Here is a 22647-nt window from a genome sequence, read left to right as displayed (position 1 = left end):
ATTTCGAGGGCGAGCCCTGGGGCATCACCCAGGAAATGTCGGAGCGCATCGGCAACAAGCGCGAGTTCGACGCCACGATCGAGAACATGATCAAGATGCGCGCCGCCGGCATCAAGGTGCTGCCCTTCGGCGATTACGGCTTCAAGATGATCCCGCTCGGCACCGATGCGCGCGACCTGCAGCATTTCGTGAATTATTTCGGCTTTGCGCCCTGGGAGGCGCTGCGCGCCGCCACGGCCTATGGCGGCCAGGCCTATCGCGTCGAGAAGCTGGGCCAGGTGAAGCCGGGCTATCTGGCCGATCTGCTCCTGATCGACGGCGATCCGCTGGCGAATCTCCAGCTCTTCCTGGATCGCGACCGCTTCCTCATGATCATGAAGGACGGCCAGTATCACAAGCCGCCCCAGGCGCCGCAGAGCCATCGCCGCGCCGTTGCGGAGTAGGGCCCCCGGCGCGCTCAGGGGATCGCGGCGTAGCCCTTGGTCGTGAGAAGGCGCTCGAAGGCGCCATCGTCCAGCTTCCGGCGTGTCTCGAGGAAGGCCTGGGCATCGCGTCCGCAGATGCGGCGGAACTCGCCCTTGGGTGTCTCGATCAGCTCCTGGAGAGCGGCGGCCACTTCGTTCGGCGTGCTGATCCGCTCCAGCAAGTCGGGTGGCGAGGGGTTGTCCAGTCGGTTCCCATAAGGCGAATTGGCCGGAATCCGCTCGTTCCGCTGGACCTGCTTCTTGGCGCGGAAGGGTGTCGCGATGATGCCGGGCTGCAGGACGTTCACCACCACGCCGAAAGGCGCCAGCTCATAGCGCATCGCCTCGCTCATGGCCTCGAGCGCGAATTTCGTCGCGCAGTAGCCGCCATAGATCGGCAGGGCGGCGGCCCCGATCGAGGAACTGAGATTGACGATCTGGCCCGAGCCGCGCCTTCGCATGGCGGGGGCGATGGCCTGATAGACCCGTAGCGCGCCGATCACGTTGGTCTCGATGGCCGCGCGGAAATCGGGAATCCGCAGCTCTTCCATCGAGCCCAGGCAGGGCACGCCCACATTGTTGACCAGCACGTCCGGTGCGCCGCGGCGCTCGACCAATCCGCCGAGCCCGTCGCGCACCGACCGGTCGTCGGTCACGTCCATGATGATCCAACTGGCATCGGGTCCAGTTGCGGCCGCGAGGCGGTCGGCGTCGGGTTGGCGGCGAACCGTGCCGGTCACGCGGTAGCCGGCCGTGGCCAGCCGCAGGACCGCGGCTTCCCCCAGGCCGGACGAGCAGCCCGTGATCAAGACATGTTTCATGACAGTCACCCTCGAGCCTCAGACGGTCTGGCGCTTTTCCTCGACAAAGGTCAGATGCTGCGAGACCACGGCGTCCTTGGCAAGCTCGGCGACGCTGCCCTCGGCGACGATCTGGCCCTTGTCCATGACATAGCCGCGGGTCGAGGCGCCGGTCGCGAATTTGAGGTTCTGCTCGACCAGCAGCACGGCCAGATTCCGCTCCACCGCGATGCGGGCGATGATGTCGCGGATCTGCTGCACGATCGAGGGCTGGATGCCCTCGGAGGGCTCGTCCAGCAGCAGCAGGCGGGGATTCGCCGCCAAGGCCCGGCCCAGCGCCAGCATCTGCTGCTCGCCGCCGCTGAGCGTGCCGGCACGCTGACCCAGCCGCTCCCGCAGGATCGGGAAATAGCCGAACACGCTCTCGTCGACCGGGCCGAAGCCGGCGCGCTTCCTGGCCGCCGCCTCGCCGATCAGCGTGCCGCTGCGGAGGTTCTCCGCCACGGTCAGCTGCGGGAAGACGAGGCGGCCCTGCGGGACATAGGCCATGCCCCGCCTGGCGCGCTCATGGCTCGGCAGGTGGGTCATATCCTGACCATCGAACAGGATCTTGCCGGCGCGGTTGGGGAGGATGCCCATCAGGCTGCGCATCAGCGTGGTCTTGCCCACGCCATTGCGGCCCAGGAGGCAGACCACCTCCTTGCGGTCGACGGCGAGGCTGACGCCCTGGCAGATCAGGCTCTGCCGGTAGGCGACCTCGACCTGAGCGAGCTCGAGGAGCATCAGACCTCCTCGCCCAGATAGACCTTGCGGACGGCGGGATCGGCGGCGATCTCCTCGAAGCTGCCCTCCTTCATTACCCCGCCGCGATTGAGCACGGTGACGCGGCCCTTGAGCCGGCGCACGAAACTGATGTCATGCTCGATGATGATGGCGGTGCGGTCCTTGAAGACCTGCTGGATCAGGTCGGCGGTTTCCGCCGTCTCCGAGACGGTCATGCCGGCGGTCGGCTCGTCGAGCAGGACCAGGCGCGGATCGTTTAGCATGACGATCCCGATCTCGAGCCATTGTTTCTGGCCATGCGAGAGGCTGCCGGCCAGATCGTTGCGCCGGGCGGAGAGGCGCACGCTCTCGAGCACGCGTTCGGCGCGGGCCGCGAGGCTGGAATCGAGCCGGGTCGTGAAGAGACGGAACGCCGCGCGATGGCCGGTGCCGGCGACGATCAGATTGTCCCAGACGGTCATCTCCTCGAACACCGCCGGCGCCTGGAACTTGCGGCCGATGCCGAGGCGGGTGATCTCATGGACGGACTTGCGGCAGATGTCACGGTCCTCGAAGCGGATCTCGCCGGAATCGCTGCGCAGGCGCCCGGTGATGAGATTGAAGAGCGTGGTCTTGCCGGCGCCGTTGGGGCCGATGATGCAGCGCAGCTCGCCGGGCTCGACCCGCAGATTGAGGTCGGAGAAGATCGCGAGGCCGCCGAACTTCTTGTTGAGATTCCGGATATCGAGCATGGCATCGGTCATCGTGCCACCAGCCCCAGCCGTTGCAGCCGCACCCTGAGCCACTCATGCCGGGCCAGCCCGACGATGCCGCCGGGCCAGAACAGCACCACCAGGATGAAGAAGAGTCCCACCAGCAGGAGCCACAGCACGACGAAAGCATCCGATAGAAGCGTCTGGAGATAGTTCACCAGCAGCGCGCCGATGAAGGCGCCGATGAGCGTGCCGCGCCCGCCGACGGCGACCCAGACCAGCACCGAGGCCGACATGGTGACGCCGATGAGGTCGGGCGAGATGAAGCCGATCGGGACATAGAGCACGCCGCTCAAACCGGCCATGGCACAGGCGATGGTGAAGATGATGAGCTTGATCTGCGGCACGTCGTAACCGAGGAAGGCCGCGCGGTCCTCGTTCTCGCGGATGGCGCCCAGCGCGCGGCCGAAATCACTCTTCACCAGCCAGCGCGACAAGGCGAGGCAGCCGACACTGCCGGCCACGGCCGTGTAGTAGGAGACATTGGCCTCGTACCAGTTGATCTCCCAGACGCCGGGAATGCCCAGCGTCGGCGTCGGATAGCCATAGAGTCCGTTCATGCCGCCGGTGAGATTGCCATTCACGATGATGATCGAATGGACCGCCCCGGTGAGGGCCAGGGTCACCACGCCGAAGAACACGCCCGACACGCGGCCATAGAAGAGGAGATAGCCCATGCCCAGCGCCAGCAGCGCCGGGAACAGCACGCCGCCCAGGGCCGCGATATAGGTGGCGCCGGCGAAGGGCAGGGCTTTCAGCAGGATTCCCATCGCATAGGCGCCGGCGCCGAAGAAGATCGCATGGCCGAAATTGACCACGCCGCTGAAGCCCCAGATCAGATCGAGGCTGAGGGCGAAGATGCCGAAGACCAGGAATTTTCCGAGCAGCCCGACCTCGTAGTCGCTGGCGATGGCCGGAAACACCAAGAGGAAGAGCAGCGCCGCGGAGCCTAGCAAGCGGGCAAGGAGCGGACGCGCGGGCGCCGGGGATTTCGTCATGGTCGCCATGTTCAGCCCCGCGGCCCGCCGGTCAGGCCCTGCGGCCGGATGCGGATCAGCACGACCGCGATGAAGACCACCAGAATCTGGGCCACCACGGGGCGCAGATAGAAGGAGAGGGCGGCCTCGGTGCCGCCGATGGCGACACCGCCGGCGACCACGCCATAGAGATGCCCGATGCCGCCGATGATGACGACGATGAACGCGCGCGACAGATAGGCGAGGCCCATGTCGGGGTTGATGACGATCAGCGGGCTCATGATGGCGCCGGCGAAGCCCACCATGGCGGCGGCGACGGTGAAGGCCCAGAGATCGGTCGACTGGGTGTTCACGCCGAGGGCCCCCGCCATCGAGCGGTTGGCGATCACCATGCGGATGCGCAGGCCGAAATCGCTGCGGAAATAGAGCAGGAAGGTGAGGGCGACGATCGCGACTGTCACGAGGATGATGAAGAGCCGATAGGTCGGGTAGCTGAAGCCGAACAGGCTGGTGCTGCCGGTGATGAGGGAGCCCGCCATCATCTGGCCCGAGCCATAGATCAGCCGCACCACCTGGCGGATCACGATCGACAGACCCCAGGTGGCGAGCAGCGTGTCGAGCGGACGGCGATAGAGCGGCTTGATGATGGTCTGCTGCGCCGCCATGCCGACCAGCCCGACGACGATGGGCGCGGCGGCGATGCCCCACCAGGGCGAGAGGCCCCAGGCGGTCGCGGTGGCGACGCAATAGGCGCCCAGCATGAAGAACTCGCCATGGGCGAGATTGATGATGCCGAGCATGCCGAAGATCACGGCCAGACCCAGCGAAACCATGATCAGGATCGACGCGATGCTCAGCCCGTTGAGCAGCTGAATGACGACAGGCTCCACGGGGGGTATCACCTCGGTCGGCAAGAAAGGGGGTCGGCGCGAAAGGGGCGGCGGCGGTCAGGCGAGAAGCTCAGACAGATCGCGGGAGAGGCCGGCCGGCCCCTCCCGCCTGGCAGTCAGGGACGTCCGTTCAAACCACGCAGTCGGTCTTCGCTGCGACCTTACCGAAGTCCTTCAGGATGGTGAAGCCGCCGTCGGCCCGGACCTCGGCGATGATCTGGTGCAGCGCCGCATGGTTCGATTTGCCGTCGATGCTGATCTCGCCCTGGGGCGCGTTGTAGCTGATGCCGCCCAAGGCATCGACCGTCTTCTCGATGTCGAGGGAGCCGGCCTTCTCGACCGCCAGCTTCCAGACATGGACGCTGTCATAGAGGCCTTCGCCCATATTGTTCAGAATCGCATCGGCGCCGTACTTCTTCTTGAAGGCGGCGACGAAGGCCTTGTTCACCGGATTGTCGAGCTCCATCAGATAGGAGACCGAGCAATGCATGCCCTTGCGCAGCTCGGGCTCGAAGGCCGGCACGTACATCTCGTCCATCAGCGTCGCCGCCACCGCGGTGCCGTCGAAGCCGAAATCGTAATACTGCTTGAGGCAGGCGATCAGGCCGTTGCCGCCGATGAAGGGGAAGAACACGTTGGGCTTCGCCCCCTTGATACGCTGGATGATCGACGACCAGTCGCTCTGGTCGAAGGGCACGAACTCCTTGCCGACCAGCTTGCCGCCATGCTGCTGCAGCAGGCCTTCGATATACGCGATCGAGACTTGCGGCCAGTTGTAGTCCTGGCCGACGCAATAGAAGTTGGGGCCGAACTTTTCCATCAGGAAGGGGATGAAGAAGTCGAGCTGCTGGTTGGGAATGGCGCCCATCGAGATGAAATAGCGACCGCAGGAGGTCTGGCTCTCCCAGTAGGTCGGGTAGAAATAGGGCACCTTGAAGCGTCCCGCGACATTGGCCGCGAGCGCCGCGCGCACGCTCGAATAGACGATGCCGAACATCGCCTTCACGCCGTCCTTCTGCACCAGCTTGGTGCCCTTCTGCACCACGACGTCGGTGCTGGTGGCGTCGTCCTCGGAGATCATCACCAGCTGCCGGCCCATCACGCCGCCGTCGGCATTGATCTGGTCGACCGCCAACCCCATGCATTGTTCCATCATCGGGCCCCAGATCGAGCCGTCGCCGGTCATGTGGAACAGGCCACCCAGCTTGATGGTCTCCTCGCCGCGCGCCTTGATGATCCAAGGTCCGCCCATGACCGCGCCGCCGATCACCGCACCGCCGGCGATCTTGCCGAACCGCCGCCTCGTCACGCCTCCCAAGATACCGCCCATGTTCCGTTGCTCCTTCGCCATGGCTGTTTTCCTTATTGCTCTGCCGTCGGGGTCGTTGTGGCACCGGCTTCGATGCCGGAAGTCCGAGGCGTCCCCCTAGCCTCGGTCTCCCTTGGCACTACACCGCCTTCTGCGGCGCCTTCCGGCGCCCGAACTCGGAATGAAAATCGCGGATCATCCGGGCGAACTCGGCCGGCCGCGACAGCATGAAGAGATGGGCGGCGTCCGCGACCTCGCGGTACTGCGCGCCCGGAATGGCCTTGGCCAGCTCGCGCCCCTGAATCGGCGAAGCCAGGATGTCATCGGCGCCCTGCACCACCAGCGTCGGCAAGGTGACGCCAGAGAGCCGTTGGCTGGCATCGTGATCGCGGCAGAATTCGAGTTGGCGCATATAGCCGACGGGATCGGGCGGATTGGCGCCGACCGCGGCCTCGATCATCGCCACGGTCCCGGCCTCGGTGCGAAAGGCCCGGGGCGAGAACAGGAACATGACCGCCAGCTTGAAGTGCTCGGCCAGGCCCAGCTTGCGGATGAGCGTCTCGCGCACCTGCCACATGCGGTCGGTCCAGACGTCGGACTTGGCATAGGAAGAGGCCAGCAGGAGCGAGCGCAGCCGGGCCGGAAACCGCAGCGCCATCTCCTGGCCGATCATGCCGCCGAAGGAGATGCCGACGAAATCGGCCTGCTTGACGCCGGCATGGTCGAGAACCGCGGCCATGTCCGCTGCCAGCAGGGCGCCGTCATAACGCATGTCGGGCTTGTCGCTCTGCCCGGCGCCGCGCGGATCCACCGTAATGACCAGATTCGTCGAAGCGAGCTCGGCGCTGATTTTCGCCAATTGCCGGGTGCCGCCGCCAAGGCCCGGAACGAGCAGGATCGGCTCGCCCCTGCCTTCCACGACATAGTGGATTTGCGTGCCTCCACTGATCGCGAACGGCATGACGGCTCCGAACCTCCGCAACGGCAATGGAGGCGGGAGAACTCACCAGAAGCCTCAGAAACCGCAGCCCGACGCGTGATGCGCATGCCGCGAGGACCGTTGGCCGGTTCTCACGCAAACTCCCCTTCGAGCGCTCAGGCTAGATCAGGCCAGCGTTCTGACAAGCGCAATTAATAGAAAGTAGCGTTGCCGAAATGAGAACGCCGGAACGACCATGTTTTCGGGCGTGAGGGGCCGGATCAGCCGACGCGGATGGCGGCACCGGTCTCGTCGAGCAGCGTGCGCCAGAGGCTGAGGGCGGTGAGCATGGAGGTTTTGGGATTGGTCGGCGACGGCTTCCCTTGGATCTTGATCCGGGCATGGCCGAAGCTGCCCTCATATTCGAGCGCATGGAGATTGCCGCGCGCGGTCGGATCTGCGATCAGCCGCACCCGCGTCTCGTCGAAGCCGATGCCGGCCAGCGCCACGGTCGCAGTGACGTTGGCATTCATCGGATAGCGGCTCGCCGCCTCGCGGGCGCTGCCCTCGAAGAAGGTCTTGGGCTCGGTGAGCTTGTCGAGATCGATCACCTTCTCGGCCGCCGTGCCGCGCCAGGCATTGACGGGTTTGGATCCGCTATAGACCACGCGGGTGAGGCCGCCATGGCGCGCGGCTGCGAGCCCGTCGATGCCGACGATGGCGCCGGACGGCACCAGGATGCGGCGTCCCGAATCGCGGCTGAGCTCGCGCATCCGTGCCTCGAACTCGCGGTCGGCGAAGGCACCCGACGCCAGCGTGACGAGGTCGCAACCGCCCACGAGCACCGGTTCGCCGAAGGCCTTGACGGCCGCGTGGCCGGCGCATTCGGCAACGATAGTGGGCCGCGTCGCCAGCAGCTCTGAAAAAGCAGTCATGACCGGCGCCCGTCCGCCGAGCCAGGCTTCTGCCTCGGCCGCGCGCGGCGGATGGACCAGCACCCCCGTCAATTCAATGCGGCCGCTGCCATCCCGGGCACAAAGCTCGAGCATCGAGCGCGCGATATTGCCAAGGCCGATGACGGCGAGTCGCACGGGCGCAGGTTTCGGATGTTCCGGCGTGGCGCGGCCGCCACTTCTGTCGTCGCCCTTGAAGCTTCCGCGTTTCATCGATCGCCCTTTGCTGCCGGCAAGCCCTGGCCCCGGCGGCGGCATCATAGCCCAGACTCCTTTACGGAACTGGAAGGCCGTGCCGGAGCGAGAGTCAGGACTTGTTCCACGGGCCCTCCGCCCCGCGTGAGCGCGTCCTCGAATCCTTAAGAAATCCGGCCCAGCTAAGCGGGGAATCTGGCAAAAAGCCGGCATGCCGTGGGGCCGGTCCGATGATAGACTAGGGGCATGGGATTGGGTGGATATGAGGGGAATGCCGTGATGCGCGACGTAACCAACGCGACCATTCAAATGAACCCTGTGGCTTTGGGGCCGGACGTCCGGCCGGCCCCCCGCTTCGGGAGGGTTGGCGGCCTGTTCGCAGCCTTGCTGCTGGCTTTGACCCTCGGTTGCACGCCTGCGGCCTTCGCCGCCATGGGCACGGACGAGACCACGGCACCGCCCGAGAGCGCAGAACAGAAGGCGGTGGACGCGCTGATCGAAGTCGCGCTGAAGCCCTGGAAGGGCGATTTCGACGGGATGGTGCAGCGCCGGATGGTCCGGGTGCTGGTCACCTATAACCGGATCTTCTACTTCACCGACAAATACCGCCAACGCGGCATCACCTATGACGCGATGAAGGTCTTCGAGGACGAGCTCAACAAAAAGCTTGGCCTCAAGCTCCTTGACCGCGTCCATGTCGTGTTCGTGCCGGTCAGCCGCGACAAGCTGATCTCGGGCGTCGACGAGGGCATCGGCGATATCGCCGCTGCGAATCTTACCATCACCCCCGAGCGGCTCAAGATCGTCGATTTCTCGACGCCCTTCGCCGATACGGTCAAGGAAATCCTGATCACTGCGCCGGGTTCGCCGCCGATCGCGACGATCGACGACTTGTCGGGCCAGGAGGTCGCGGTGCGCAAGTCGTCGAGTTACTACGAGAGCCTGATGGCGCTCAACGAGCGCTTCAAGGCCGCGGGCAAGCCCGAGGTTCAGATCACGCTCGCCGACGAGGACCTGGAGGATGACGCCATCGCCGAGATGGTCAATGCCGGCCTGTTTCCCGCGATGATCATGGATCTGCACAAGGCCAATCTCTGGACCAAGATCTTCACCAAGATGACCGTCCATCCCGATATCGTCCTGCGCGACGGGGGCCAGATCGCCTGGGCGATCCGCAAGGACAGCCCGAAACTGATGGCGGTGATCAATGACTTCGTGGTCAAGCACAAGGTCGGCAGCTCGGCGACCAATCAGCTGATCAAGCGCTATCTGGGATCGACCAAGTTCGTGAACGATGCGAATGCGGAGGCCGAGCGCAAGAAGTTCGACGAGATGGTGGGGCTGTTCCACAAATATTCGGACGAGTATCATTTCGACTGGCTGATGATGATCGCCCAGGGCTATCAGGAATCGGGACTCAATCAGGCCGCCAGGAATCCCTCGGGCGCGGTCGGCATCATGCAGGTGCTGCCCACGACCGCGGCCGGCAATCCGATCAACATCCCGGATATCACCATCGCCGACCGCAACATCGAGGCCGGCGTCAAATATATGCGCTTCATGGTGGACCAGTATTTCGACGACCCGGCCATCAACGAAGTGAACCGGCATCTGTTCGCCTTCGCCGGCTATAACTGCGGGCCGAACCGCATCGACCGGCTGCGCAAGAAGGCGGCCGCGCAAGGCCTCGATCCGAACAAATGGTTCAACAATGTCGAGGTGATGGTGGCCCAGGCGGTCGGCCAAGAAACCGTCAATTATGTCGGCAACATCTTCAAATATTACATCGCCTATAAGCGGATCGAGGATCAGCGCATCGCGCGCGATCAGGCCAAGCAGACGCTGCAGCAGGGGACGTCGCCATGACGTCGGCACGGTTCGCCAAGGGTCGGTGGCGATCGGGCATCGGTTGGCTGGCCTCCCTGCTGCTCACGGGTTTTTTCTGCATCGCGATCGCGGAAAGCGCCGCGGCGAAAGGGTCACCCCCGCCCCCGCCGCCGCCCGATCTCGACAGCGTTCTCTCGGCCTTTCCCAACGGCATGACCGGCGCGCAGCTCGATGCGGTGCTGGGCGTCATGAACGACAAGACCCTGCGCGACGGCCTGCGCAAGCGGCTGGTCGCCGAGATGGCGGCACGGGAGGCGGCGGCATCGCCGGAAGGCGAGCATATTCTCAAGATCTATGCGGAGCGCCTGCGCGCCTTGCCGGCGGCCTATGCGGCGCTGCCGTGGAACCTCGATGCCGCCTTCTCGAGGGACGGCACCATATCCGGTTTCAATGGTGCCGCTCGATGGATCGGCGGGATCGCCCTGATCCTGGCGGTGGGCGCCATCGGCATGCTGGCGGTCCATGCCCTGCTGGCGCCGGTACGCCGCCGGATCCGCGAGCAGGCCGCGGGCGGTACCCGGATCGCGATCGGCGCCCTGGTGTTGCGCCTGATGCTGGATCTGGTCGAGATCGCAGCCTTCTTGGCGGCGTCGGCGCTGACCTACGCCATCGTCGACCCGACGCACCCCGCCGCCCCTCAGGTCTTGATGATTCTGCTGCGCGCGATCGCCATCGTGCTGGTGATCAGCAAGCTGACGCTCTTCTTCTGCGATCCCGAGAATCCCGGCATGCGGCTTCTGACCGTGGACGACACCGCCGCCAGGGCCCTCCATCGGATCGTGGCGACGACGACGCTCCTGGTGGTCGGGGTCACCTCGATCGTCCGCATCCTGCTGGCGCTCAAGCTCGACAATGACAGCATCGTCGCACTGGCCCTGCCGCTGAGCCTTCTGCCCTTTGCGTATCTCATCGGACTGTCTTGGCGCAACCGCAGCGCCGTCGCGGAGCGCGCGCGCCACTGGCTGTCGGTGGGCACTGGACGCAATATGTTGATCGACGCTTGGCCTGTCCTGCTGACGGCCTATCTGGCCATCTTGTGGCTGGTGATCGCCGACGGGATCTTGCGTGTGCAGCAGGGCACGGCGCCCCGGGCCCTGGCCAGCCTGCTTCTGATGCTTTCGGTGCCCCTGCTGGCCTGGCTGATCCATCGGCCCTTGGCGCGTTTCTATGGCGTCACGGTGTTGACCACGACCGGCGCCGCGCCCGTCGGCGATGACATTCCCCAAGCGGCAATCCCGCCCGACAGTTCCGCCTTCAAGCAGGTCCAGCGGCTGATGCGGGCCGTCTGGTTCGTGCTGATTGTCGGCGCCATCGTGTTGACCTCGCGGATCTGGGGCTTCGATCCGAACCAGGAGCTCGGCATCGGGACCTACGTCTTCAGCTTCCTGTTCGATATCGGCGTGGTGCTGCTGCTGGGCTATGTCGGATGGGCGCTGATCGCCCGCTCGATCGATCGGGCGATGGAGAATGCGAAGGCCGGCGGCGTCACCACCAAGGCGCAGCGCTTGGCGACTCTGCTGCCCCTGCTGCGGAAATTCCTGCAGGTCTCGCTCGGGCTCATCGTCGCGATGATCGTGCTGGCCTCGCTCGGCGTCGAGATCGGGCCGCTCCTCGCCGGTGCCGGCGTGGTCGGCATCGCTATCGGCCTCGGCGCGCAGCAGACGATCGCGGACATTCTCGCCGGTATCTTCTTCCTGCTCGAGGACAGCTTCCGCATTGGAGACTATGTCGAGGTCGGCTCGCTGAAGGGCCAGGTGGAGAGCATCTCGCTGCGCTCGATGAAGCTGCGCCACCAACGCGGCCAAGTCCACACCCTGCCCTTCGGTCAGATGAAGTCGCTCACCAACTACAATCGCGATTGGGCCCTCGTCCGTCTCGAGTTTCGCGTGGCGCCCGATACGGATCTCGACCTGGTCAAGAAGCTGGTCAAGAAGATCGACAAGGAGCTGGAGGCCGACCCGGCCTTGGGGCCGGGCTTCATCCAGCCACTCAAATCGCAGGGCATCCGCAATGTCGAGGACGGCGCCATCGTCATCGGCATCAAATACATCGCCAAGCCCGGCACGCAGTTCCTGATCCGCAAGGCGGCTTATGAGAAGCTGATCGCCGCCTTCCGCGAGAACAATATCGAAATCGTCGGGCGTGGCGTGGTGGTGCGGGTGGAGACGGGCGAGCACCCCAGCCCCGAGGCGATCGGCGCCGCCGCGGCGCACGCGATGGAAAAGGGCGGCGAGCACGCCTGACAGGGGATATGCCTCGTCTGCGAGCGCCATGGTAGGATGGCACCTTCATACTGAACACAGGGAACCGCATGTCGTCAGACCGTAAAGTGGCCCTCATCACCGGCGCCGGCAGCGGAATCGGACGCGCCGTCGCCCTTGGTTTGCTGGGCGAAGGCTATTCGGTCGTCCTCGCCGGGCGCCGGCAGGATGCGCTCGAGGAAACGGCCGCCAAGGGCAAGGCTCTGCCCGGACGAAGCCTTGCGGTCCCGACCGATGTCAGTGATCCGGCCTCGGTGAGCCGGCTCTTTGCCCAGACCCAGGCAGCCTTCGGCAGGCTCGACCTGCTCTTCAACAATGCCGGCACCTTCGGCCGCGGCCTGCCCTTCGACGAGATCCCGTATGAAGACTGGAAACGGGTCGTCGAGGTCAATCTCGACGGCATGTTCCTCTGCGCCCAGGCGGCCTTCCGCCTGATGCGGACGCAGCAGCCCAAGGGCGGGCGCATCATCAATAACGGCTCGATCTCGGCCCATGCGCCGCGCCCGAACTCGGCGCCCTACACCGCAACCAAACATGCGGTCACGGGCCTGACGAAATCGATCTCGCTCGACGGGCGGGCCCATGGCATCGCCTGCGGCCAGATCGACATCGGCAATGCCTCGACCGACATGACCGAGAAGATGAAGAGCGGCGTGCCGCAGGCCAACGGCACGCTCGCCGTCGAGCCGACCATGGATGTGGGCAATGTCGTCCAGGCGGTGCTGTTCATGGCCGGGCTGCCGCCCGAGGCCAACGCCCAGTTCCTGACCGTGATGGCGACCAACATGCCGTTCGTGGGACGAGGCTGACCAACCGAAAGCGACGGGAAGATCGCGTTCCAGCTCAGGATGCGCGGCTCTGACGCACGGGCGTCGCGGTCGAGCGGCGCACCACCAGATCGGTCGTGAGCTCGACGCGCTGATCGCCGGGCTTGCCCTCGATCGCCGCCAGCAGCATCTCGGTCGCGCGCTTTCCCATATCGTCGGCCGGCACGCGGACCGTGGTGAGCTGGGGGTGCATATATTGCGAGATCGGCAGATCGTCGAATCCGACGATCGACATTTGCTCGGGCACCTTCACCCCGGCCTCCTGGCATTCATACATGGCGCCGATCGCCTGGATGTCGTTGGCGCAGAAGACCGCGGTCGGGCGCGAACGGTGGCGCAGGATCGCATGCATGGCGCTGCGGCCCTCGACGAACTCGAAATCGCGCTCGAACACCAGGTCGCTTGACACCGGCAGGCCATGGCGGGCCATGCAGGCTTCGAAGGCCTGACGGCGCGCCAGCGCCCGGTCATTGACGTCGGTGCGCCCGCAGATGAGCCCGATCCGGCGATGGCCCAGCGCGATCAGATGCTCGACCGCGGCGAAGGTCGCCTTGCGATTGTCGAACGAGACCGAGGGCAGGGCCGCGTCCGACGTCAATTGCCAGGTGATGACGAAGGGCACGCCATTGCGCTTGATCTTCTCGTAAGCGGCGGCCGATCGTGCCTCGCCTGTCAGGACCAGCCCGTCCACCCGCCGTTCGAGCAGCTTCTGGATCAGCACCTCCTCGCGTGCCGGCGAGAACTCCGACACGCCCACCAGCACGCTGTAGCCGTTCTGCTGGGCGACGCGCTGCACCGCTTGCGTCGATGACGCATAGATCGAGTTGGTGATGGTGGGGATCAAAAGCCCGATCGTGCGCGAGCGCCGCGACGCCATGCCCACGGCAAAGCCGTCGAGAACGTAATGATTGCGCTTGATCGCCGCCTGGACCCGCTCACGCGCATCGGCGCTGACCTTCTCGGGCTGATTGAGCGCGCGCGACACGGTCGCCGTCGAAACGCCGGCCTCGGCCGCGATGCGATGGATCGTGACGCTGCCGCCGGGCCGCGGACGGGCGCTGCGCTTCGCGCGCCGTTTCGCCTTCGGATTGCTGTCTGCCATGGGCAATGTCCTAGGACGCCGCGTTTCCCATTGCAATGCGATTGCCTGACGCTCGCGGGGCGCATCGCCTAATTCGTCGACGAGCCACTCGAAAGAAATGCCGGCCAAGTATGCGCAACGCATCATTTCTGCTGCACTGCGGTAGATGCCGTCGTGATTATTCTCGCCCGATCGCAATCGCTGTTGCGTTTTATATGTAAACGCTTACAGTCGCATCAGCAACCCGATCCACCGTCGACAAGAATGCGGGGACGGGTTGTGCCTTGAGCGGGGCTCGACCAGGGGAGGCTCAAATGTTTCTTGTGCCAGTGCCAAGAAAATCTCGCGTGTGCGCGGGCCTTCTCTCGTTTTCATTGACCCCCTGGCAATGCGGGCTGCAGAGCGCCGCTTCGGCAATGGGGTCCTTTTGCGATCTCGAAATGTAAAGGGTTGCATTCATGCCGGGCCGGCTGACGGCCCCGCAGGAGCAAGTGGAACATGCGTAGATATGTGAAGAAGGCGCCGCCCAAGGCGCCGCGCGATCTGAGCCGCGTCGAAGAGACGGTGCGCAAGATGCTGGCCGACATCGCGACCAACCGCGACGAGGCGGTGGCGCGCTATGCGCGCGAGCTCGACCGATGGCAGGGCAAGGAATTCCGGGTCTCGGAAGACGAGATCCGCAAGGTGGCGAACAATCTGCCGGAATCCTTCAAGGAGGATTTCGCCTTCTGCAAGCAGCAGGTGACCGACTTCGCGCGCCGCCAGCGCGACAGCATGCAGGAGTTCGAGGTCGAGACACAGGACGGCATCAGGCTCGGCCAGAAGCATATCCCGGTCGAGGCCGTCGGCTGCTACATCCCCGGCGGCAAATATCCGCTGGTGTCGGCGGCGATCATGAGCGTCGGCACGGCCCGGGTCGCGGGTGTCGGCTATATCACGGCTTGCGCCCCGCCGCGCGACGGCGTCGCCATCTTCCCGCCCACGCTCTATGCGCTCCATGCGTCCGGCGCCGATGAGATCTATGCGCTGGGTGGCGTCCAGGCCATGGCGGCCATGGCCCATGGCTGTGTCGGCATGCGCCCCGTGGACATGATCACCGGCCCCGGCAATGCCTTCGTCGCCGAGGCCAAGCGCCAGCTTTTCGGTGTGGTCGGCCTCGATCTGATGGCAGGCCCGACCGAGATCCTGATCATCGCCGACGACAGCGCGGATCCGGCGCTGATCGCGACCGACCTTTTGGGGCAGGCCGAGCATGGGCCCGACAGTCCTGCCTGGCTGATCACCACCTCGGAAGCCTTGGGCAAGGCCGTGCTCACCGAGATCGAGAAGCAGCTCAAAACCTTGCCGACCGCCGAAGTCGCCTCGCTCGCCTGGCGCGACCATGGCGAGATCGTTGTGGTGGACAGCGACGAAGAGGCGGTCTCGGTCAGCGACGAGTATGCGCCCGAGCATCTCGAGGTGATGACGAAGCGGCTCGACTTCTATCTGTCGAAGCTGCGCAACTATGGCAGCCTGTTCCTGGGCGAGGAGTGCACGGTCGCTTATGGCGACAAGGGTGTCGGCACCAACCACACCCTGCCGACCGGCCGCGCCGCCCGCTACACCGGCGGGCTCTGGGCCGGCAAATTCATCAAGACCGTGACCTATCAGCACCTGACTCCGGAAGCGAGCCGGCGCATCGCCCCGATCATGGGCCGCGTCTGCCATGTCGAAGGCATGCTCGCCCATGAGATCACGGCGGATGTGCGCTACCGCCGCTACGCACCGAAGAATGCCTGACGGGTCCCGGGAAATAGACGGCGAGAGAGAGGAGGCGACGAGATGATCTTCTTTTGGGCAGAGACACCGGACGGTTGGGGCATTCCCGGCATCCATGGACCGCTCGCCGAAGACGAATTGGACGGCTACGTCCAGAGCGGCGTCTATCTCATTCGCGGCAAGGGCGAGAACTTGCTGGTCGACAGCGGCAATTGGACGGTGCCCGAGCATAACAACGGCATGGGCGAGTTCCTGGTCGATCTCCTCGACAAGGAAAAGAACGCGCTCAAATACATCTTCATCACCCACTTCCATTACGACCATGTCGGCAACGCCGCCATGCTGAAGAAGCGCTATGGCGCGCAGGTCGTGTGCCATCCGCTGGACCGCCCCATCATCGAGGATCCGATGATCGTGACGCGGCGCGAGAACATCACCCGGCTCGGTACCACGCCCGAGGCGCTGCTGGAGGATTTCAACCTCAAGCCGGGGGAGAGCTTCGGCCTCTCCGATCCGGACATCGTCCGCAAATACTGGAACTTCCCGGTCGAGGTGGACCGCGCCGTCGAGGATGGCGACATCCTGGATATCGGCGGCCTCAAGCTGGAGGTGGTCCATCTGCCGGGGCACTGCCCGGGCCATATCGGCCTCTGGAATCCGAACACGCGCACGCTCTATCCGGGTGATCTGATGCATTACCCGACCCCGCTGGGACCCTTCCCGATCGGCAATGCGAAGGACCATTCGCATTCGATCCAGCGCTGCATCGACTACGCGCCCGAGCTTCTGCTCGAGGGGCACGGCCTCTCCGCCTACTCGAAGGACAGCTCCTTCCGGCGGATGAAGCATATGCAGATGCAGCAGCGCGACACGCAGAATCGGGTGCTGTTCGTGCTGCGCCGCGAGAAGCGGCCGGTCACTATCCCCGAGCTCCTGCCGGAAATCATGCCGGTCAAGACCGATCTCAACTACACGGTCTCGACCGGTATCGGCGAGCGGCATTGCTATGCCGAGGCCTGCATCCAGACCCACCTGCTCTGGCTGATCGAACAGGGCAAGGCGGAGCGCATCCGTGAAGACGGCAAGATCAAGTTCGTCGCAAAACCATAACAACGCCAGCAGCGCTGAAAATCAGGGAGAACTCGACCATGCGTAAGCGACTCAACCCGAAGCTCTTTCCCGACTACACCCAGAAGAAGGTCGTCGACGGCGCGATGGAACGGCTGGACCTGCATGGCGTTTCGCGCCGCCAGTTCCTGTCCTTCGCCTCGGCCAGCGCGATCGCGGCGGCCACGGCCGCCAGCGTCGGCATTCCCTCGATCGCGGTCGCCGATCCGAGCGGCAAGATCGCTCATCTGATCATGACGCTGCAGCTCGAATATTGCGCCAATGCCGATGTCGGCGCCCATGGTGCCGCCGAGGCGCTGGGCCTCGGCTTCGCCTCCTTCGACGGACAGCTCGATTCCGAACGCCAGCTCAATCAGTTCGAGCAGCAGATCGCGGCCGGCGTCAACGGCGTGATGCTGCATGCCCCGGGCGGCGGCTCGATCAAGCGCATCGCCCAGCTCGCCAACGAGAACAAGATCTGGTTCGACAACACCTGGGGCACGCTGCCCTGGTTCACGCCCTTCGAGGCCGGCGACTATTACACGATGTATGCGGTACCCGAGGAGTTCTCGGCCGAGCGCGCCGTGACTGTCGAGGTCTGCAAGGCGATCATGGATAAGTTCGGCGGCGGCACCGTCGTCGGCGTCACCGGCATCGAAGGCAACTCGACCGACACCATCCGCAGCCGCGGCCGCGATGACGCCTTCAAGGATTTCCCGAAGATCAAGTTCGCGGGCTCCCTGCCGGGCAAGTGGAACCGCGAGGATTCGCAGAAGGCGATGGAAGACCTGATCTCGCGTTATCCCAATATCGTCGGGGTGATCGCGCAGAACGACGACGTGGCCGATGGCTGCATGGCGGCCCTGCGCGCGGCCGGGATGCAGCCGGGCAAGGATGTGTTCCTCTCGGGCGCCGACGGCACCACCGGCGGCGCCGAAGCGATCAAGCAGGGCAAGCTCCTGACCACCAGCGCCAATGTGCCGGCCTATATGGGCGCTCTCCTGGCGACCCGCCTCTATGACGTGATGAATGGCTGGAAGCCGCGCGCTTCCGAGCGGATGATGAGCTGGCGCTCGGTCGCCATGACCAAGGACAATGTCGACGCCTATCTCGCGCGCTATGTGAACAATGGCGACGTGGCGCCCTTCGATTACGAGAAGCTCTCGAAGGTGAAGCATCCCAACGATTGGGATCCGCAGGCCGAGCTCTTCCCGATGGATATCGACCGCGAATGGGGCGGCATTCCCAAGCCCGATGGCTGGGACTATCCCGCCGCCTATCGTGACGCCCACGCCAATGGCGAGGCCAAGACGGTCCAGGAGGAATACAAGGCCCATTACAAGATCGACTTCTTCGGCCCCTCGCCGATGAAGAAGGCCTGATCGGGTCGGGCCGGCGGCAGATCGGACCATGGGCTATGAATCAGCCTCGGGCCTTTCTGTCGCCAACCCTGTCCGGCTTGCGCGCCGTCCTCCTTCCGCCATGACCGAAAGCGCGATCCTCCGGGTCGAGAACGTCAGCAAGAGCTTTGCCGGCGTGGCCACGCTCGACTCGGTCAATCTCTCGGCCGCGCGCAATCAGATCGTTGGCATCGTCGGCGAGAACGGCGCCGGCAAGACGACGCTCTTCAACATCATCTCCGGCATCATCCCGGCCGATGGTGGCCGCGTTGTGCTCGACGGTCGCGAGATCCACCCCGCCAATTATCGCGAAGCCTCGCTCCTGGGCATCTCCCGGGTGTTCCAGGAGCAGGCGCTGATCCCCAACATCACGGTCTATGAGAATCTCCTGCTGGCGCATGAGGACCGCTTCGTGCGCTGGGGCCAGCTCATCGACACGCGGCGCATGATCGAGGTGGCGGAGCGCATCGTCTCGACCATCGGCCTCGATATCGATGTGCGCCGGCCCACCAGCGATTATGACTTCTCGGTTCGTCAGACGATCGAGATCGCGCGCGCCTGCCTGGTGCCGCAGATGGTGCTGGGGATCGAGCATCCCGTGATCTTGCTGGACGAGCCGACCTCGGCCCTGGCGCGCAACGAGGAAGAGGCTTTCTTCAAGTTGATCGCTGGGCTCAAACAACATGGCACCGTACTGTTCGTCTCGCATCGCCTGAACGAGGTCCTGCGGATCAGCGACGTCATCTATGTGATGAAGGATGGGCGCATCGTCGCCGAGGTCGATCCTGCCGAGGCCGACGAGCGCAAGCTCCACGGCCTGATGGTCGGGCGCGCCCGCGACGAGGATTACTATCACGAGCGCGGGCAGCAATCGGTCGAAGCGGCCCCGCCGGCGCTGCGGGTGGAGCATCTCTCCCGCCGCGGCGGCTATCTCGACATCTCCTTGACCTTGCGCCAGGGCGAGGTGCTGGGCATCGGCGGCCTGCTCGATTCCGGCAAATCGGCGCTGGGCAAGGGCATCGCCGGCGTTCTGGCCTCGGACCAGGGCACGGTCGCGATCGGTGACCGGACGCCGGCCCGGCCGGAGCTGCGTTCGCTGATGGCGCAGGGTTTCGGCTATGTGCCGGCCGAGCGCCATGCCGAGGGCATGATCACCGCCTTCCCGGTCTCCTGGAACATCTCGCTCGCCAGCGGCGCTGATCTCTTCAGTTCCAAGGTCGGCTATTGGCGCGGGCGTCTCGAGACCAGCGTCAGCCGCAGCTTCATCGAGCGGCTGCGGATCAAGGCCAACGGCCCCGGCAGCATCTGCAGCCGGCTCTCGGGCGGCAACCAGCAGAAGGTCGTTCTGGCCAAATGGCTCTGCCGCGACCCACGCGTCCTGGTGCTGGACAATCCGACCCGCGGCGTCGATGCCGGCGCCAAGGAGGAGATCTACGCCCTCATCCGCAAGCTCACCGCCGAGGGCGTCGCCGTGCTGCTGATCACCGACGAGCTCCTGGAGCTGATCGGGCTTTCCAACCGCATCGCCATCATGAGCCAGGGCCGGATCACGGCGACGGTGCCGGCCCCGGTCGGTGCGAAACCGACCGAGGATGCGCTGGTGGCATTGATGCTGGGCTATGAGGCCAACCGGACCGAGGCCCTGCCGGACGCCCTGCCGCGGGGGACTCTGCATTGAAGGTGGAACGCAAACGCCCGGCCGCCACCTCGCAGCAGCAGGCACTGACGGCGAAGCTCGTGCTGTGGCTGCCGGTCGCGGTGGTGCTGGCGCTGATCGTCTTCTTCTCGGTCACGACCGATTCCTTCCTCAGCCTGCGCAACCTGACCGCCATATCGGGCCAGATGAGCGTGTTGCTGCTGGCCTGCCTCGGCGCCACTTTCGTCATCCTGATGGGCAGCATCGATCTCTCGGTCGGCGCCATCGTGCTGCTGGTGGGCTCGATCACCGTGCTGCTGATCAACGCGCTCGATCTCGGCATCGGCGCCGTCCCGCTCGCCGTCATCATCGGCATGCTGCTGGGGCTGCTGAACGGGCTGATCTTCGCCTATGGCTCGATCCCATCCTTCGTCGTGACGCTGGGCAGTCTCTCGGTCTTCACCGGGCTCGCCTGGAACCTGCTGCAGGGGCGGGCGCTGCGGTTCGATTCCGCCGCCTTCGAGAATCTCGCGATCGGCCAGGCCATCCCCTACGTCTCCAACATCGCGCTCTTCGCGCTGGTGGCCTGGGCGGTCTCGGTCTTCGTCTGCTTCCGCACCCGCTTTGGCCGCTACATGTATGTGATCGGCGGCGGCGAGGCCGTGGCGCGGACCTCGGGCGTGCCGGTGCGCCGTTACAAGATCTATGCCTTCACGCTCTCGGGCGCGATGGCGGGCCTGGGCGGTGCCTTGGGCGTCGCGCGGCTCGGCGCTGCCGGTCCGACATTGGGCTCGGAACTGCTGCTCAACAGCCTCGCCGCCATCGTCGTCGGCGGCACGTCGCTCTCGGGCGGCGTCGGTGGGCTGCAACGGACCTTGATCGGCGTACTCATCATCACGCTGCTCGACAACGGCCTCAATCTCCTCGGCGTCAATCAATACACACAGATGGTCATCAAGGGGATCGTGGTCATCGGGGCGGTCCTCATCAGCCAGGATCGCAGCAAGCTCGTCGTGATGAAGTAGCAGATTGAGAGAATGGCCTTCGATATGCGCAAGAAGAACGCCTGACCAAGAAGATCAGACAACGCAAAGCACAGGGATAGCGGAACAAGTGAGGGAGCAACATGTTTAAGAACCTGAATCAACTTTCATCGACCCGGCGTCGTTTCCTGCAGGGAGCGGCGGCCGTGGCCGGCTCGGCTCTCCTGCCGAGCTATGTGATGCGGCCCCGGTCCGCGAACGCGGCCCTGCCGCTCGCTTCGGTCGATACCGATGCGGCGGCGGCGGCGAAGAAGCTCGCCGCCGGCCGCGACATCACGCTCAAGATCCTCGAGCCCTCCGGTTCGCTCGGCAACGTCAAGCCGGTGGCCGAGGTCTGGACGGCGAAGACCGGCATCAAGGTCGAATATATCGAGGTGCCGCTGGGCGAGATCAATCAGAAGATGCTGCTGGAGGCGGTGGCCAAGACCGGCGCCTTCGATCTGGCGCTGCCGGCGACCTTCGGTCTTCCCGATCTGGTCGAATCCGGCATCCTGGTCAATCTCGACAAATACGCCGCCAAATATCAACCCGACGGCTTCCAGGCCGACGCGCTCTATTCGATCGGCGATTTCTACAAGGGCAGCTTCTACGGCTACCAGACCGATGGCGACACCTATCTGATGTTCTACCTCAAGGATTGGCTGGAGAATCCGGAGGAGCAGAAAGCCTTCGCCGACGCCAACGGCTATGCGCTCAAGGTGCCGGACACCTGGGAAGAGCTCGACGCGCAGCTGAAGCATTTCCATCGCCCGGACAAGAATCGGTATGGCGGCGCCCTGTTCCGGACCCAGTATTTCATCGCCTGGGAATGGTGGGTGCGCTTCCACGCCAAGGGCTTCTACCCGCTCGACAACGACATGAACCCGCAGATCAACAACGACGCCGGCGTGAAGGCGCTCGAGGAGCTGGTCGCGGCGTCGCAATATCTCTATCCGGGTGCCCGCACCAACGGCCTGTTCGAGAATTTCGAGGCCTATGGCAAGGGCGACAGCTTCGCCAATATCGGCTGGGGTGGCACGCAGAAGTACCTCAACAGCGACAAGTCCAGCGTCAAGGGCAAGCTCGCCTTCGGCTTCACGCCTGGCGGCAACGTCAAGGGCAAGCTGCTGAAGACGCCCTATTTCAACTGGGGCTGGAACTATGTCGTCTCGAGCGTGTCGAAGGAGCCGGAGATCGCCTATCTCTTCACGCTCTTCGCCACCAGCCCGGTCGAATCGATCGTCGCCGTGCGCGATCCGGACGGCTATTTCGATCCGTTCCGGGCCTCGCAATACAGCGATCCCGAGATCATCAAATCCTACTCGGAGGAATTCCTGACGGTGCATGAGGCCAGCATGCGCGACAGCATCCCCGACCTCTATCTCAAGGGGCAGGGCGAATATTTCGACGCGCTGCGGGTCGCGATCCAGGATGTCGATGTCGGCAAGCAGAAACCCAAGGCGGCCCTGGACGACGTCGCCAGCACCTGGAACCGGATCACCCGGCGCGCCGGGAAGGCCGGCCAGCAGGAGCAGTGGCGCTTCCTGAAGGGCCTCTATCCCCGCGACATCCGCGGCGAGCTGACCTGATCGATCGAGCCCATGGTTCCGGCGGGCAGGGGTGTTC

19 protein-coding genes are annotated in these 22647 nt (G+C 64.9%); 10 read left to right on the top strand and 9 right to left on the bottom strand.

Annotated elements, in window-relative coordinates; all coding sequences use genetic code 11:
• On the top strand, positions 1-443 hold a 443-nt coding region (locus ACREE8_RS15180; RefSeq protein ID WP_431573852.1), incomplete at its 5' end, for an amidohydrolase family protein.
• Between the two features lie 14 nt (positions 444-457).
• Here ACREE8_RS15180 and ACREE8_RS15175 read toward each other — a convergent pair.
• The 8 genes from ACREE8_RS15175 to ACREE8_RS15140 form a co-directional block, all read right to left on the bottom strand.
• The gene (locus tag ACREE8_RS15175) at positions 458-1285 is read right to left on the bottom strand and encodes an SDR family oxidoreductase (protein ID WP_431573851.1); all 828 of its coding nucleotides are present in this window, start codon (positions 1283-1285) and stop codon (positions 458-460) included.
• 18 nt (positions 1286-1303) lie between these two features.
• Positions 1304-2047 carry an ABC transporter ATP-binding protein gene (locus tag ACREE8_RS15170; protein ID WP_431573850.1) on the bottom strand — a complete coding sequence of 248 codons (744 nt, stop codon included), beginning with the start codon at positions 2045-2047 and terminating at the stop codon, positions 1304-1306.
• Complete coding sequence (gene urtD / locus ACREE8_RS15165) at positions 2047-2790, bottom strand: urea ABC transporter ATP-binding protein UrtD (protein ID WP_431573849.1); 744 nt, start codon at positions 2788-2790, stop codon at positions 2047-2049. The genes ACREE8_RS15170 and urtD overlap by 1 nt, the downstream gene beginning before the upstream one ends.
• Positions 2787-3806, bottom strand: a complete 1020-nt coding sequence (locus ACREE8_RS15160) for an ABC transporter permease subunit (protein WP_431573848.1) — start codon at positions 3804-3806, stop codon at positions 2787-2789. Before ACREE8_RS15160 ends, urtD begins: the two co-directional genes overlap by 4 nt.
• A 2-nt stretch (positions 3807-3808) precedes the next feature.
• On the bottom strand, positions 3809-4666 hold the full coding sequence (locus ACREE8_RS15155; protein WP_431573847.1) for a branched-chain amino acid ABC transporter permease: 858 nt from the start codon (positions 4664-4666) through the stop codon (positions 3809-3811).
• A 130-nt stretch (positions 4667-4796) separates the two neighbouring features.
• Complete coding sequence (locus tag ACREE8_RS15150) at positions 4797-6017, bottom strand: substrate-binding protein (protein WP_431573846.1); 1221 nt, start codon at positions 6015-6017, stop codon at positions 4797-4799.
• 97 nt (positions 6018-6114) lie between these two features.
• Positions 6115-6936, bottom strand: a complete 822-nt coding sequence (locus tag ACREE8_RS15145; protein ID WP_431573845.1) for an alpha/beta fold hydrolase — start codon at positions 6934-6936, stop codon at positions 6115-6117.
• A 239-nt stretch (positions 6937-7175) separates the two neighbouring features.
• A complete protein-coding gene (locus ACREE8_RS15140; protein WP_431573844.1) occupies positions 7176-8060 on the bottom strand; it encodes an aspartate dehydrogenase in 885 nt (294 codons plus the stop codon).
• Between the two features lie 261 nt (positions 8061-8321).
• On the opposite strand from ACREE8_RS15140, the gene ACREE8_RS15135 reads away from it, so the two are divergent.
• The 3 genes from ACREE8_RS15135 (at position 8322) to ACREE8_RS15125 (ending at position 12999) form a co-directional block, all read left to right on the top strand.
• A complete protein-coding gene (locus tag ACREE8_RS15135; protein ID WP_431573843.1) occupies positions 8322-9908 on the top strand; it encodes a transglycosylase SLT domain-containing protein in 1587 nt (528 codons plus the stop codon).
• Positions 9905-12172 carry a mechanosensitive ion channel family protein gene (locus ACREE8_RS15130; RefSeq protein ID WP_431573842.1) on the top strand — a complete coding sequence of 756 codons (2268 nt, stop codon included), beginning with the start codon at positions 9905-9907 and terminating at the stop codon, positions 12170-12172. Before ACREE8_RS15135 ends, ACREE8_RS15130 begins: the two co-directional genes overlap by 4 nt.
• Before the next feature lie 68 nt (positions 12173-12240).
• A complete protein-coding gene (locus ACREE8_RS15125; RefSeq protein WP_431573841.1) occupies positions 12241-12999 on the top strand; it encodes an SDR family oxidoreductase in 759 nt (252 codons plus the stop codon).
• A 34-nt stretch (positions 13000-13033) separates the two neighbouring features.
• Here the strand turns inward: ACREE8_RS15125 and ACREE8_RS15120 are convergent, their stop codons facing one another.
• Entirely contained in the window at positions 13034-14119 is a 1086-nt protein-coding gene (locus ACREE8_RS15120; protein WP_431573840.1) for a LacI family DNA-binding transcriptional regulator, read from the bottom strand.
• Between the two features lie 477 nt (positions 14120-14596).
• Here ACREE8_RS15120 and hisD point away from each other — a divergent pair, with 477 nt between their 5' ends.
• The 6 genes from hisD to ACREE8_RS15090 all read left to right on the top strand — a co-directional run bounded on the left by hisD (position 14597) and on the right by ACREE8_RS15090 (position 22610).
• The gene (gene hisD, locus ACREE8_RS15115) at positions 14597-15877 is read left to right on the top strand and encodes a histidinol dehydrogenase (RefSeq protein ID WP_431573839.1); all 1281 of its coding nucleotides are present in this window, start codon (positions 14597-14599) and stop codon (positions 15875-15877) included.
• 42 nt (positions 15878-15919) lie between these two features.
• Positions 15920-16966, top strand: a complete 1047-nt coding sequence (locus ACREE8_RS15110; RefSeq protein WP_431573838.1) for an MBL fold metallo-hydrolase — start codon at positions 15920-15922, stop codon at positions 16964-16966.
• A 38-nt stretch (positions 16967-17004) separates the two neighbouring features.
• Positions 17005-18345: a sugar ABC transporter substrate-binding protein gene (locus ACREE8_RS15105; RefSeq protein ID WP_431573837.1), complete on the top strand. Its 1341-nt coding sequence runs from the start codon at positions 17005-17007 to the stop codon at positions 18343-18345.
• A 28-nt stretch (positions 18346-18373) separates the two neighbouring features.
• Complete coding sequence (locus tag ACREE8_RS15100) at positions 18374-20041, top strand: sugar ABC transporter ATP-binding protein (RefSeq protein ID WP_431573836.1); 1668 nt, start codon at positions 18374-18376, stop codon at positions 20039-20041.
• A 2-nt stretch (positions 20042-20043) separates the two neighbouring features.
• Complete coding sequence (locus tag ACREE8_RS15095; protein ID WP_431573835.1) at positions 20044-21024, top strand: ABC transporter permease; 981 nt, start codon at positions 20044-20046, stop codon at positions 21022-21024.
• A gap of 101 nt (positions 21025-21125) precedes the next feature.
• Positions 21126-22610 (top strand): extracellular solute-binding protein, encoded by a 1485-nt coding sequence (locus ACREE8_RS15090; RefSeq protein WP_431573834.1) that lies wholly within the window; start codon positions 21126-21128, stop codon positions 22608-22610.
• Positions 22611-22647: the final 37 nt, after the last annotated feature.

The organism is Hypericibacter sp., assembly GCF_050729195.1.
In the GTDB taxonomy this organism is placed as follows: Bacteria; Pseudomonadota; Alphaproteobacteria; order Dongiales; family Dongiaceae; genus Hypericibacter.
The sequence above is the reverse complement of the archived record's forward strand: the minus strand, read 5'-3'. Positions and strand labels throughout refer to the sequence as shown.